This is a genomic window from Streptomyces sp. NPDC005262 (assembly GCF_042872425.1).
Lineage (GTDB): Bacteria > Actinomycetota > Actinomycetes > Streptomycetales > Streptomycetaceae > Streptomyces.
Map to the genome: position 1 here is coordinate 159,550 of NZ_JBIAKK010000009.1, position 12,886 is coordinate 172,435.

Sequence of the window (12,886 nt, forward strand, 5' to 3'; positions counted from 1 at the left end):
ATCCCGTGCGAAGACTTCACCACCGGGCCCGCCAGCCGGCCTTGGCCGCGGTAGGACTTGCCGCCGCCCTGGCCGCCACTCTGCTCGGCGCCCCCGCCGGACCCGCCCACGCGGCGACTCCCGCGAGCGCCGTGCTCGATGACGCCCACAAGAGCGTGACGTGGCAGAGCCCGGTCTATCCCAAGGGAACGGTCGGCAGCCCCACCGACTGTCCGCCCGCCGCCGAGGACCCGGACAACAAGGTCTGCGACCGGTTCGACCTCACCGTGTCGACTCCCGACGGCTACTGGGACGACAACCCGGAGGGCGGTGTGCCGATCTCCATCGAGTGGCAGAAGCCCGCCGAGGACTTCGACATGTACATCTACGACTCCGCCGGCAAGCAGGTCGCTTCCAGCGCGGGCACGGCCGACCCCGAGGCCGCGGTGGTCCCCCGGGCGCACGGGACGTACCACGTGGTCGTCGTGCCGTACGACGTCACCGACAACTCGTTCACGGGCAAGGCCTATCTGCCGGAGACCACCGATTCGGGCAACCTGACCTCCTTCAGCGGGGGCCACGGCAGCTACTCCGTCGAGGCCGGCGAGCTCAAGGCGAAGGCGGACTTCCTGACGGGTGGCCAACTCCGGCTCCAGGCCTCCCCCTCGGGTGAGTTCGCCGACCCGGCCGGCTCGGCGATCATCCGCCAGCAGCCCGCGGTACAGAAGCACACCAGCACCTTCGACAAGGGCGACTACTACGGCATCCGCTCCCCCGACGCCGTCCTGCGCGTCTACAAGAAGCCGCTGCGCTTCGGCCTCTACAAGGCCGACAACCGCACCCGGATCTGGCAGGAGGACAAGCCGCTGCGCTGGTCCACCGGCGGTATGCGGCAGAGCCTGGAGCGCGGCGCGGACGAGCAGTTCTTCGGCGGCGGCGAACAGAACGGCAGCTTCTCCCACCGCGACAAGACGGTCTACGTGGCCAACAACACCAACTGGAACGAGGGGGGTTACAACAACTCCCAGCCCTTCTACCTCTCCAGTGCCGGCTACGGCGTCTACCGCAACACCTTCGCACCCGGCGTCTACCACTTCGGCTCCCCGGTCCAGACCGGCCAGCAGGAGCGACGCCTCGACGCGTACTACTTCATCGGTGACGCGAAGCAGGTGATCGGCAAGTACACCGCCCTGGTCGGCAAGCCGTTCATGCCACCGGTGTACGGCCTCGAACCGGGCGACGCCGACTGCTATCTGCACAACGCCAACCAGGGCGAGCGCCACACCCTGGACGCCCTGAAGGTCGCCGACGGCTATACGCAGAACCAGATTCCGCTGGGCTGGATGCTCGTCAACGACGGCTACGGTTGTGGCTACGAGAACCTGCCGGAGACCGCCAAGGGCCTCCAGGACCACAACGCCCAGCTGGGCCTGTGGACCCAGAACGGCCTCGACCAGCTCGCCGATCAGGTGAAGAGGGGCCAGCGGGTCGCGAAGCTCGACGTCGCCTGGGTCGGCCAGGGATACGGCATGGCGCTGGACGCCTGCGACAAGGCCAAGTCCGGCATAGAGGAGAACAGCGACGCCCGCGGCTTCGTCTGGCTGCCCGTCTCCTGGGCCGGCGCGCAGCGCTGCGGCGTCCTGTGGAGCGGCGACCAGTCCCTCTCCTGGGACTTCGTACGCTGGCAGATCCCGACCTACGCCGGCGCCACCATGTCCGGTATCGCGTACAACACCGGCGACGTCGGCAGCATCTACCGCCACGACGCCAAGATGTACGCCCGTGACCTGCAGGCCAAGTCGTTCCTCCCCGCCCTCATGACGATGGATGGCTGGGCGACGGACCTGACGACCAAGAAGAAGATCAACCAGCAGCCGTGGGTGGACGGCGAGCCGTACACCTCCATCAACCGCAAGTACCTCCAGCTGCGGGAGCGGCTGCTGCCGTACCTGTACACCCTGTCCGCCGAGGCCGCGAAGACCGGCGTGGGCTCGGTGCGCCCGCTGTGGCTGGAGTACCCGGACGACCCCGAGACCCTGGGCGCGAACGCCAAGTACGAGTACCTGGCGGGCTCCGACTTCCTGGTGGTCCCGGTCTACGAGGACTCCGACACCCGCAACGGTATCTACCTGCCCAAGGGCACCTGGACCGACTACTGGACGGGGAAGACGTACCAGGGCCCGACCACGGTCAACGGCTACCACGCACCCATCGACACCCTGCCCCTGTTCGTCAAGGGCGGCTCCATCGTGCCGATGTGGCCGAAGGGCACGACGTCCTGGCAGACCCGGGACCGGCACGAACTGGACTACGACCTGTACCCGCAGGCCCCCAGCACGTACACCCTGTACGAGGACGACGGTGTGACCCGCAAGTTCACCGGGGGCGCCTCGGCGACGCAACAGGTACACGTGCAGGCACCCACCCACGGCAAGGCGAGCACCACCATCAAGGTCGGTGCGAGTGTGGGGCGTTACGAAGGGAAGCCGGCGGCCAGGTCGTACCGCTTCACCGTCCACGGCAAGGACGCACCGTCGCAGGTCGTCATGAACGGCAGCCGCCTCCAGCGACTGACCTCGGCGACGTCACTCGCCTCGGCCGACTCCGGCTGGTACACGGACCCCGCAACCGGGATCACGGAGATCAGGACACCGTCCGTCTCCACGGGTCGCGGCTTCACGGTCGAGCTGCGGAAGTAGCAAGCACGAGGCCAGGGGCTGTCTTCGGACAGCCCCTGACCTCGTGTCCGGGAAAGCGACCCGGAAAGGACAGGTCCACTCTTTGCCCGGTCCAGCGTGCGCGGATCTTCGCCTCGCCCACACTGGTCGCCGCCTTCGTCGCCATGGCATCATCGGGCCACGCCAACCTTGTGGGGGATGAGCATGGCGGAGCAGATCAGTTCGCGTCGCAACACAATTCTCCTGGCAGGGACGGCTTTCAGTGCCGCTGCTCTGAGCGCGACCGGCGACCTCATTTTCAATGTCTTCGCCGAGCCGACCGCCAGGGTGATGTCCATCGGCGCTACCTTCGCGGCCGGCTCCCTCGTGGCCTATCAGGTGGTCAAGGCCCGGCAGGAGGAGTCCGTACGTGTGGTGGCATCGGACCGGACCCGGCGGCATCAGCTGGACAGGGTGGAGCCCTTGGTGGGGCGCGAATCCCTCCTGGGCGGACTACTGACGTTACTTAGGGATGTGCCCGCTCCAACCCGTGGCTCTCTGCCGGTAGGCGTCACGGAGAGCCAGGCGAAGATCGTCGTCGTGCACGGCGCGGCAGGCGTTGGGAAGACCACGCTCGCCCTCAATGCGGCACACCGAGTGAAGGACTCCTATCCCGACGGCCAGCTCTACGTCAACCTTCAGGGCGACGGCCACACCCCCAAGACCAGTAGTGAGGCGCTGGAGCACCTCCTGCTCAGCCTCGATGTCGCCCGTGACGATCTGCCGGCGGACGTCGACGGCCGGGCCGCCCTCCTCCGCAGCCTCACCAACGACCAGCGGCTACTGATCGTGTTGGACAACGCCCACCACACCGAACAGGTGCGGCCACTCCTGCCAGTGGGCGCGGGATGCTCAGTCCTGATCACCAGCCGGAAGCCGCTCTCCGGTGTCGCCCTGCGTGAGGCCCTGCCGGTCTCGCTGCCGGACGAGAGCGAGGCCTTGGACGTGCTGGCCCACTACGCCGGCCGCGAGCGCATCACCAGTGACCCCGTAGTCGCCCTGCAGATCACCCGCTTCTGCGGCAGGCTCCCGTTGGCCCTACGCATCGTCGGTTCGAAGCTGGCACAACGTCCTGACCTAAGCCTGAGCCGCATGCGGGCGCGGCTGGAGGACGAGAAGCTCCGCCTGAGGGAACTCGTCTTCGAGGACGACAGTCTGCACGCATGCCTGATGCTCACTTACCGGGACCTTGAGGAGACCACCCGGGCCGCGTTCGGTCTGATCGCCACGCTGCCGGTCGGTAGGCTCAGCGACTGGCACTTCGAGCACGTTGGCACCGCCCGTGGGGCGTTCGCGACATGCGACGAGCTGATCGAGGTCAGTCTGATGGAGGCCCAGGGGAACGAGGAGGCGGGTACCAGCTATCGCGTCCACGATCTGGTCCGTGTCTTCGCAGCCGAGCAGTACGAGCTGCTGCCGCCGGAGGAGCGGCGCCAGCACGAGGTCCGCTTGGTCAAGGCATACCGTGAGGCCGCGGTCAGCCTGGCCTCGCAGCGTGCGCCGGAACTCGGTGCGGAAGTGTCCGCCGAGAGGATCAACGATCTGCGCCGGGAGTCGGCCGCCGGCTGGGTGTCCGCTGAGCAGGAACGGCTTCGCTGGGCCATCGGCCGCGCCAGGAGCCTCGACATGTACCCCGAGGCAGCCGAGATCGGGGAAGCGCTGTCCTACTTCCTCGACGACATCAACCTTCCCCCCGGCTCTGCGGACTGGCTGTTCGATGCGACGCCGACCGAGACGCGGCCGCGCGTGATCGCCAGCCTGCGCCGTGCCCGCGCTGCGGCGGCCGTGGCCGAAGGTGCGCCGGACACCGCGCTGACGCTACTTGACCTTGACGAACCGGACGACAGCGCCGACCCGGTCGGGAGGGCCCGGGACGAGATGGTTGTCGCTCGCGGGTACGCGGCGAAGAGGGACTTCCGGGTAGCCCTGGACCACATGACCACAGCTGCGGAGCAACTGCGTACGTCCGATGACGCGTGGCACCTCCTCAACTCACTCGAGAAACTGGGCGAGTTCCAGAGGTGGCGCGGGAGTCCCGAACTGGCGGAGCAGAGCCAGAGGGAGGCACTACGGCTGGCCGAACGCACCGGTGATCTCAGGGCCCAGGCCCGTCTACGGCGCACCCTGGCGGAAACCCTCGGATATCTACGCCGTCCCGAGGAGGCGGCTCCCCTGCTGGAGTCCGCCATTCACGACTTCCGGGTGCTCAACGACCGCAGGTGGGAAGGCGCCGGCCTCTACGCTCTCGGCAAGATCTACCGCCTTCTCGGCCGACGCCAGGACGCCCGAGAGCGCTACGACCGGGCTGAGGAGATCTTCGGGCCGATGGGTGAGAGGCACTGGGTGGGGCGCGTCACCAACGCCCGGATCCGCGTCCTGGCCGGCATGCGACGCCTCGACGAGGCCACGGCCACGGCCAGGACCGCGCTGAGCCTCTTCGAGCAGGTCGGCGACGAGATGTGGCAGGCGCACACGCAGCGGGACATCGGGTGGCTCCACATCAAGGCCGGTCAGTCAGAGGCAGCCGTCGAACCGCTCACCCACGCCATCCAAGTAACTGAGCGAGCAGGAGATGCCTACGCCGGCTCCATGGCCCGGCATCTCCGCGGCGTTGCCTATCGGGAACTCGGCCGGTACCCGGAGGCACACGCCGACCTTGAAGCGGCACTCGACATCTACCGGTCCGGCTCCTACGAGTGGAACGAGGCGGCTGTGACCCACGATGTGATCCGCGTGCTCCGGGCTGAGGGGAGGACGGCGGAGGCCGACAGCCTGGAGGAGACCTCCGCTGCCTCCAACCCAATCTTCATCCGCATGCGCGGGCGCGACGGGGCCGAGGCCGTACCTGACGAGGACTGACCGAAGCAGCCGGGCAGCCAGTCGCCGGCGCTCTCGTAGGGGATCGAGGCCAGCCGATCTTCTTTGGATCAAGAGCTCGTACAGCTCCAACGAGGGTGGCGAGTGCATGGAGGTCGCGGCTTCTGCTGATGCGGTACTCGTCCGCGACTCGAAGGACCTGGGACGAACGGCCTTCGCCGTGGGGTCACTCAGCTGGTCGCGCTTCTTGGGCTTCGTCGCTCAGACGTGAGACCAGGCGATCCGCGCGGTGATCGTGAACTGTGGCTCTCCCGAGCGCCGGTGCCTCCAGCCCTGGAGCCGGGCCCCACGTACGGGCAGGCTCGCTGTCTCCGTCGCGAGGCAACCCGCGATCAATGCCCACCGCCGTTGTACGGTGCGGCTGCGGCCCCACCTGCCGCGGCTCTCCCCCTGCTCGTGACGAGGCGGTGAGTCGCGGCTCCAGCGGAGACCCGTACGGATGTGTCAGGCCTCGGGTTGCACGGCGTCCGGGTGCAGTACCCGGGCGAGGAAGGCCTTGGTCCGGGGGTGCTCCGGCCGGACCAGTACATCCTCCGGGGTGCCCTCCTCCACCACTCGGCCGTCGTCCATGAAGACCACGCGGTCGGCGACGTCGCGGGCGAAGCCCATCTCGTGGGTGACGACAAGCATCGTCATGCCTTCGTCGGCCAGGGTCCGCATGACCCCCAGTACGTCGCCCACCAGTTCGGGGTCGAGCGCGCTGGTCGGCTCGTCGAAGAGCATCAGCCCGGGTCCCATCGACAGTGCCCGCGCGATGGCCACACGCTGCTGCTGGCCGCCGGAGAGCTGGGCGGGAAAGCTGTCCTCGCGGTCGGCCAAGCCGACTTTGGCGAGGTTCTCCCGGGCGATGCGGCCGGCTTCCTCCCCGTCTCGTCCGAGAACGCGGCGCTGAGCGATCGTCAGGTTGTCCAGGACGTTCAGATGCGGAAAGAGGTTGAACTGCTGGAAGACCATGCCGATCCGTCGCCGCATCGCGTCCAGATCGATGTCCGGATCGGTCATGTCGACACCGCCGACGGTGACCGTGCCGCTGGTCGGCTCCTCCAGCAGATTCACGCAGCGAAGCAGGGTCGACTTCCCCGACCCCGAGGGGCCGACGACGCATACGACCTCGCCGGGCGCGACAGTGAAGTCGATACCGCGCAGCACTTCGACGTCGCCGAACGACTTGTGCAGCCCCTGGATCTCGATCGCCGCAGTCATGTCCGCCATCCCGTGATCACCTCGCCTGTGCATGACGGGCCTCGAGGCGCCGTACGAGATAGCCGAGCGGGACAGTGACCAGGAGGTAGCACAGGCCCGCGACGAAAATGGGGGTGGTGTTGGCCGTAGTACTGGCCAAGTCGCGCCCGAACTTGGTGAGTTCACGCTGCTGCAGTGTGACGCCCAGGAAGAGCACCAGCGAGGAGTCCTTGAAGAGCAGGACCATTTCGTTGGTGAGCGGCGGCACGATGATCCGGAATGCCTGCGGGATCACGATCGACCGCATCGCGGTGGCGTGCGACATGCCCAGTGTCCGCGCCGCCTCCAGCTGGCCGCGCGGTACGGCCTGGATGCCCGCCCGGATGGTCTCCGCCATGTACGCGGCGGAGACCAGGCCCAGGGCGCAGGCGACCTGCCCGTAGGTCTCCCCGGGGAAGACAAGCCCCGGGAAGGCGAGCGGGACACCCACCCCGACGAAGATGAAGATCAGCAGGGCGGGCAGGCCGCGGAAGAACTCGATGTACGCCATCGCGAGCCAGCGGTACGGCGCAACGGACGACAGCCGCATCAGGGCCACCACGAGGCCCAGTACGAGTCCGACGCCGAAGCCGGTCAGCGTGTACACCACGGTGTTCAGCAGCGCGACCGTGATGAGTTCGGGGAAGAGCCGCTGGGCGACCGACAGGTCCAGAAACTGCTCCTGGAGCTGCTGCCAGTCGGCCAGCGCGCCCACGACCACCACGGCGACCACGAAGACGGCGTACTGCACCCCACGGGAGATACGGCGCCGGCGTCGCGGCGACATCCGGGGCCGCGCAGCCGCCTCCTCCCGGTCCTTACCTGTGATCAGGGTGGTCACTGGGCGTCGGCACCCTTCGGCATGGGTCCGATCCACTGCTCGTACAGCTTCTTGTACGTGCCGTCGGACTTCGCGTCCTTGATGGCCTGGTTGATCGCCGCGAGAAGCTTGGGGTTGCCACCCTTGCGGACCGCGAAGCCGTACTGCTCACCGGTGTCGAGATTGCCCGCGATCTCGAACTTGGCGGAGTTGGCAGGGTCCTTGAGCCAGTTCTGCACGACCGGGTAGTCCTGCACGATGACGTCGACCTGGCCGGTGCGCAGTCCGTTGAGCTCGGCATCGGAGCTCTCGAAGGACTGCGGGTCGGCGCCGTGCGAATGGGCGAAGTCCTCGCCGGTGGTGGAGGACTGGGATCCGAGCTTGAGCTTCTGCTTGGTGATGTCCTCGACGGACGCCGCCTTGACGCCCTTGCGGGCCAACAGGGCCTGGGTGGCGTTGAAATACGGGTCGGAGAAGTCCAGATTCTGCTTGCGCTCGTCGGTGATCGTCATGCCGGCGGCTGCCACGTCACAGACACTGGCATTGAGGTCGGCACCGGTCTTGATCGTCTCGAACGACTTGTCCACGACTTCCTGCTTCACACCCAGGTCCTCGGCGACCAGATCGATCATCGAGACATCGAAACCGACCACCTTTCCGTCCTTCTCGGACTGGAAGGGTGCGTACGGCAAGTGCGTACAGGTTGTTATCTGGCCGGACTTGATCAGCTTCGCACCTTTGACGGTCGCGCCATCACCACTGCTACTACAGGCACTGAGCGGGAGTGCAAGCGCGACGGCCGCGCAGATCACGGCGATCCGGCGGGAGGGCAGGCGGGACGAGCTCATGAGAGTTCCCCTCGTGCACGTAGGACGGACTCGCGGACAGACTCGCGGATCGACGCCGAACCGCGATCAAGGTCCGCACAGAATGTCGGAGCACTGACCGAAAGTCCACCCTGCCTGGGTGGTACGGGACTTCGCCCCGCTCACTCGTGGCGGTTCGTCCCGGGGCTTCCGGGCGGGACTTCAACTCCTGAGTTTGCAAGGTGAGGGATTAAGGGATCAGGGACATTGCCCATGTTCGCGAGGAAGGACCCACAACCACTGTGCCCGCCGCTCCGCGTGGCGAATGATCCGCCGCGAGAAGGGCGTGGACGACGCGGACGACGGTCGGCGGCCTGACATACGCGCGGGACCCGCCGCCGATGGTGCGCGGCAGGTCCCACGGGGTTGCGCAGGGCTCAGGCCGACCTGTCCACGGCCACTCCGACGAACCGGGCCCATGCATGGCGGGAGACGGTCAGGACCGGTCCGGCGGCGACCTTTGAGTCCCGGATGTGTACGGCTCCGGTGGCGTCGGCCACCTCTACGCAGTCGCCTCCCTCGGCGCCGCTGTAGCTGCTCTTGAACCAGGCGAGTTCCTGAGCGACACCCGAGGTCCCTGCGATGTTCATAGCTCTCCCAGCAACTTCTCGACGAATCCCTGGGTCTCGCGCGGAGTGAGAGCCTGGGACCGGATGATCCCATAGCGCGCGGCGGCGAGACGGACCTCTTCGCGATCCGTCAGCAGGCTACTTCGCCCTTGGACCTCCATGTACGTGAGCTGCTCGCCGCCCTTGCGCGTGATGACGGTGAATGGGCCGTCGACGCCCGCGTTGTCCTCACGGTCGAGGGGCATGACCTGGATCTCGACGTTGCGCTTCTGACCGATGAGCAGCAGTTGTTCGAGCTGCCCTCGCAACACCGGCTTCCCACCAAGTGGACGACGCAGAACGGTCTCTTCGAGCACAAAGCTGAGCAGTGGCGCCGGCCAGCGGTTGAAGATTTCCTGCCGAGCGAGACGGGCTGACACGCGCAGCTCGATCGTCTCCTCATCCAGCAGAGGGCGACGCATGGCGAGCAACGACCGCGTGTACTCCTCCGTCTGCAACAGCCCCTTGACGACATGCGTGTCGTAGGCGCACAGCTCGACCGCCTCCGCCTCCAGGCGCGCCATGTCCCGGAAGAAGGGCGGGTACTGAGCCCTCGCCACCTCCTCCTTCAGCGCCTTGAGAACGCCCCCGGCATCCAGCACCTCGTCCGCCCGGTCGATAAACCTCGGCGGCGGGATACGCCTCCCTTGCTCGAAGGACGCGACCGACTGTCCCGCGTAGCCCACGCGCTCCCCGAACTCGGGCCGCTCCATCCCCGCTCGAATCCGCAGCAGCTTCAGCTGCCTGCCGAAAGCGGTCACCACGCCCGATCCCGGTTCGCCCTCCGGCCGGGTCCCGGCGCCATCCCGTAGGCCCTGCTCGCCCTGTTCCATCGGTTTCGAAGAGTCCATCGGCCCCACCACCTCACCGACCCAACGCCGCGCCCCGGACTTCGTCACGCGGCATGCCTCGTACACACCGCGCGCCGTCGCGTACAACCACCACCCGGCGGCGCGTCACCCATGGTTACGGTACGCCACCGAACGTCACCATGAAGGCATGACGAGCAAGCAGCCACTCCCCGTACGTCTCACCCGCACCGGTCAACCCCTGTTCCCCTGGCACCACTTCACGATGTACTTCAGTTCCACCCCACGCGGCGCCCGTCTCGCCCGACGCCTGGCCGGCGAACGCCTCGACGCCTGGGGAATCCCTTACGGAAGCGACGCCCACGACGTGCTGACGCTGATCGTGGCGGAGCTCAGCGCGAACGCCGTACGCCACGGGCGCGCACCCGGCCGCGACTTCCGCCTCCGGCTCTCGGCCGAGGGCGCGAGCCTGCGCGTGGAGGTCACCGACTCACGCGGCGAGAGCGTCCCGGCCCTGGCCGACCCGTCCGCCGACCTGGACGGACGTCGCGGCCTCCTCCTGGTGGCCGCACTCACCGACCGCTGGGGTTGGTATCCGAGCATCGACGGGCCCGGCAAGACGGTGTGGGCCGTTCTGGACGTGGCCTGTCGTAGTCGCTCATCCCGACCCCTGCCCCCGCTGCCCCCTCTCACCGTCAGGTGATCGACACGATCCGGCCGGGCGATTCGCACGGGATCCGCGGGAGCACCCACGTGCGGAGCTCCACAAACGGAGGCCCCCATGACTCTTGACCTTGCCCGAAGGTGAAGGCCGACAGTGTCTGGGGCGACCGAGCCGACGAGCTGAGTGCTCACCTCTGACCGAACCCGGATGCGAGGAACCTGCATTGGATGACGACGCTCTCCTGACGGAACAGATGGCCTACTACAGGGCCGGTGCTGCCGAATACGACCGGCCCTATGCGGAGTACGAAGACCTGCAGAGGTTGCTGGCTGTCGTCGATGAGCTCCCGATTGCCGGGGATGTGCTGGAGTTGGCCTGTGGAACGGGCCAGTGGACCACTCTGCTCGCCGCGCGGGCTCGTTCGGTGACGGCTGTCGACGCGGCAGCCGAAGTATTGGCCCTCGCTCGTGCACGTACCGCCTCCCCGACCGTCCAGTTCCTCGAGGCCGACCTGTTCGAGTGGCAGCCGTCGCGACGCTACGGCACCGTGTTCTTCGCCTTCTGGCTCTCCCATGTCCCGCCGACGCGGTTGCCCGACTTCTGGAAGACCGTCGCTGCCGCGCTCGCGCCCGGCGGCAGAGCGATCTTCATCGACGACGGGCCCCGCCGCAGCCGCATACGAGGAGGTCCTCACGAACCAGCCGACCCCCACGGCGCTGCGCCGGCTCGACGACGGCAGCCGGTACCGCATCGTGAAGGTGTTCCACGATGCCCGGACCCTCACGGACCACCTCACAGCACTGGGCTGGTCGGTCCGTATCCGGTCCCTGGCCGGGAACTTCATCGGCATTGCGGAACCACTGACCGACGCCGGCCGCTGATGCCGACTGTCCGCACCCACCGGCCCACTGGATCGAATCCGACCAGCGGGTCACTTCCCGAACGACGCCTGCGCCCCGGGGCGTAGCGACCTGAATGCGGACCTCAGTTCGTTGGTGAAGATGTCCGGCACTTCCCACGCCGCGAAGTGACCGCCGCTGTGGGCCTTGTTGAAGTAGATGAGATCGTGGTAGCTACGCTTCGTCCAGCTCAACGGCGCCTGGTAGATCTCGCCAGGAAATACTGTGACAGCGGCCGGGATGGAAACCGAAACGGCGTTGAAATTGTTGGCGTTGTTCTCCCAGTAGAGGCGGGCGGAAGAGATCGCGGTGTTCGTGACCCAGTAGAGCGTGATGTCGTCGAGCATCTCGTCCTTGGTGAGCACTCGCTCGGGATGGCCGTTGCTGTACGTCCATGCGGCGAACTTGTCGTACATCCAGGCGGCCAGTCCGACTGGCGAGTCCGACAACCCGTACCCCACAGTCTGGGGACGGGTGACCATCATGGCGGAGTAGCCCGAGCCCGTCTTGTAAAAAGCAGCAAGCTTGTTGTAGGCCCGCTTCTCGTCGACGGACAGGCCGGCCGGGGCCGGGTCTCCGCAAGCGAGTTTCTTCGCGATGTCCGCGGGCACGGTGGCCGGGAAATTGACGTGGATGCCGAGCAGGCCCGCGGGTTGCTGCATCGCCATCCTGTCCGAGATTACCGCCCCCCAGTCACCACCCTGGGAAACATAGTGCTCGTATCCCAGACGCTCCATCAGTACGGCCCAGGCGCGCGCGATGCGGTCGGGACCCCACCCGACACTCGTCGGCCTTTGCGAGAAGCCGTAACCCGGCATCGACGGTATGACGACATGAAAGGCATCCTCCGCACGTCCGCCATGGGCGGTTGGATTCGTGAGCGGGTCGATCACCTTGAGGAATTCCAGAATGGATCCCGGCCAGCCGTGAGTCAAGATCAACGGCAGCGCGTTCGCATGCCGGGAGCGGACGTGAATGAAATGAATGTCGAGCCCGTCGATCTTGGTCAGGAACTGCGGCAAGGAATTCAGCCTTGCCTCGATCCTCCGCCAACTGTAGGCAGTACCCCAGTAGCGTGCGAGTTCTTTCATGGTCGCCAACTGGACGCCCTGTGACTGATCCCGGACGGTCTCCCGGTCGGGCCATCGCGTCGCAATGATCCGTCGACGAAGATCAGCGAGATCCGGCTCCGGAACATCGACGTGGAATGACCGGATGCTCTCGATACTCTCGCTCCCGTTCAGGCCGACCGGCTTCTCGGGCAGCCGGCTGAAGGCTCCCGCGGTTGCCGCGGTCGTCGCAGCGGCCGAGGCGAAAAGAAGCTTTCGTCGCGAGAGCCATCGGGACGTCTCGGGCATGAATGTCTCCTCGGGCCATTTCCGCATTTTCGGGCGACCGGTTTCCTCGTCGTCGGAAGTCGAAATCC

11 protein-coding genes and 1 pseudogene are annotated in these 12,886 nt (G+C 67.0%); 5 read left to right on the plus strand and 7 right to left on the minus strand.

The features are described 5' to 3' along the window. The first annotated feature begins 5 nt into the window (after positions 1-5). Positions 6-2,678 (plus strand): TIM-barrel domain-containing protein, encoded by a 2,673-nt coding sequence (locus ACFYP5_RS22915; RefSeq protein ID WP_389038979.1) that lies wholly within the window; start codon positions 6-8, stop codon positions 2,676-2,678. Positions 2,679-2,827: 149 nt separating this feature from the next. On the opposite strand, the gene ACFYP5_RS22920 is transcribed toward ACFYP5_RS22915, so the two are convergent. Continuing rightward, positions 2,828-2,995, minus strand: a complete 168-nt coding sequence (locus ACFYP5_RS22920) for a hypothetical protein (RefSeq protein WP_389038981.1) — start codon at positions 2,993-2,995, stop codon at positions 2,828-2,830. On the opposite strand from ACFYP5_RS22920, the gene ACFYP5_RS22925 reads away from it, so the two are divergent. Both ACFYP5_RS22925 and ACFYP5_RS22930 read left to right on the plus strand, forming a co-directional pair. Continuing rightward, positions 2,988-5,555 (plus strand): tetratricopeptide repeat protein, encoded by a 2,568-nt coding sequence (locus ACFYP5_RS22925; RefSeq protein WP_389038983.1) that lies wholly within the window; start codon positions 2,988-2,990, stop codon positions 5,553-5,555. The two genes, ACFYP5_RS22920 and ACFYP5_RS22925, sit on opposite strands and share 8 nt — an antisense overlap. 67 nt (positions 5,556-5,622) lie before the next feature. Then, positions 5,623-5,784: a DUF397 domain-containing protein gene (locus ACFYP5_RS22930; protein ID WP_389039293.1), complete on the plus strand. Its 162-nt coding sequence runs from the start codon at positions 5,623-5,625 to the stop codon at positions 5,782-5,784. Between the two features lie 233 nt (positions 5,785-6,017). On the opposite strand, the gene ACFYP5_RS22935 is transcribed toward ACFYP5_RS22930, so the two are convergent. The 5 genes from ACFYP5_RS22935 to ACFYP5_RS22955 all read right to left on the minus strand — a co-directional run bounded on the left by ACFYP5_RS22935 (position 6,018) and on the right by ACFYP5_RS22955 (position 9,921). Further along, positions 6,018-6,785: an amino acid ABC transporter ATP-binding protein gene (locus ACFYP5_RS22935; RefSeq protein WP_389038985.1), complete on the minus strand. Its 768-nt coding sequence runs from the start codon at positions 6,783-6,785 to the stop codon at positions 6,018-6,020. 7 nt (positions 6,786-6,792) lie between these two features. Continuing rightward, positions 6,793-7,581 (minus strand): amino acid ABC transporter permease, encoded by a 789-nt coding sequence (locus ACFYP5_RS22940; RefSeq protein ID WP_329167476.1) that lies wholly within the window; start codon positions 7,579-7,581, stop codon positions 6,793-6,795. Between the two features lie 50 nt (positions 7,582-7,631). Further along, the gene (locus ACFYP5_RS22945; RefSeq protein WP_389038987.1) at positions 7,632-8,462 is read right to left on the minus strand and encodes a transporter substrate-binding domain-containing protein; all 831 of its coding nucleotides are present in this window, start codon (positions 8,460-8,462) and stop codon (positions 7,632-7,634) included. A 395-nt stretch (positions 8,463-8,857) separates the two neighbouring features. After that, entirely contained in the window at positions 8,858-9,070 is a 213-nt protein-coding gene (locus ACFYP5_RS22950; protein ID WP_389038990.1) for a DUF397 domain-containing protein, read from the minus strand. Continuing rightward, a complete protein-coding gene (locus ACFYP5_RS22955; RefSeq protein WP_389039296.1) occupies positions 9,067-9,921 on the minus strand; it encodes a helix-turn-helix domain-containing protein in 855 nt (284 codons plus the stop codon). Before ACFYP5_RS22955 ends, ACFYP5_RS22950 begins: the two co-directional genes overlap by 4 nt. A gap of 166 nt (positions 9,922-10,087) precedes the next feature. Here ACFYP5_RS22955 and ACFYP5_RS22960 point away from each other — a divergent pair, with 166 nt between their 5' ends. Then, positions 10,088-10,600 carry an ATP-binding protein gene (locus ACFYP5_RS22960; protein ID WP_389038992.1) on the plus strand — a complete coding sequence of 171 codons (513 nt, stop codon included), beginning with the start codon at positions 10,088-10,090 and terminating at the stop codon, positions 10,598-10,600. Positions 10,601-10,784: 184 nt separating this feature from the next. Next, a pseudogene (locus ACFYP5_RS22965) lies at positions 10,785-11,442 on the plus strand (class I SAM-dependent methyltransferase). A 50-nt stretch (positions 11,443-11,492) separates the two neighbouring features. Here the strand turns inward: ACFYP5_RS22965 and ACFYP5_RS22970 are convergent. Further along, positions 11,493-12,818, minus strand: a complete 1,326-nt coding sequence (locus ACFYP5_RS22970; RefSeq protein ID WP_389038995.1) for an epoxide hydrolase family protein — start codon at positions 12,816-12,818, stop codon at positions 11,493-11,495. Between the last annotated feature and the right edge of the window lie 68 nt (positions 12,819-12,886).

What these genes read in the sequence shown, in the direction of transcription:
- ACFYP5_RS22925 (WP_389038983.1), top strand. Translation starts at nt 2,988, where the DNA reads ATGTCCATCGGCGCTACCTTCGCGGCCGGCTCCCTCGTGGCCTATCAG.
- ACFYP5_RS22920 (WP_389038981.1), bottom strand. Translation starts at nt 2,995, where the DNA reads ATGGACATCACCCTGGCGGTCGGCTCGGCGAAGACATTGAAAATGAGG.
- ACFYP5_RS22935 (WP_389038985.1), bottom strand. Translation starts at nt 6,785, where the DNA reads ATGGCGGACATGACTGCGGCGATCGAGATCCAGGGGCTGCACAAGTCG.
- ACFYP5_RS22940 (WP_329167476.1), bottom strand. Translation starts at nt 7,581, where the DNA reads ATGTCGCCGCGACGCCGGCGCCGTATCTCCCGTGGGGTGCAGTACGCC.
- ACFYP5_RS22945 (WP_389038987.1), bottom strand. Translation starts at nt 8,462, where the DNA reads ATGAGCTCGTCCCGCCTGCCCTCCCGCCGGATCGCCGTGATCTGCGCG.
- ACFYP5_RS22950 (WP_389038990.1), bottom strand. Translation starts at nt 9,070, where the DNA reads ATGAACATCGCAGGGACCTCGGGTGTCGCTCAGGAACTCGCCTGGTTC.
- ACFYP5_RS22955 (WP_389039296.1), bottom strand. Translation starts at nt 9,921, where the DNA reads ATGGAACAGGGCGAGCAGGGCCTACGGGATGGCGCCGGGACCCGGCCG.
- ACFYP5_RS22960 (WP_389038992.1), top strand. Translation starts at nt 10,088, where the DNA reads ATGACGAGCAAGCAGCCACTCCCCGTACGTCTCACCCGCACCGGTCAA.
- ACFYP5_RS22970 (WP_389038995.1), bottom strand. Translation starts at nt 12,818, where the DNA reads ATGCCCGAGACGTCCCGATGGCTCTCGCGACGAAAGCTTCTTTTCGCC.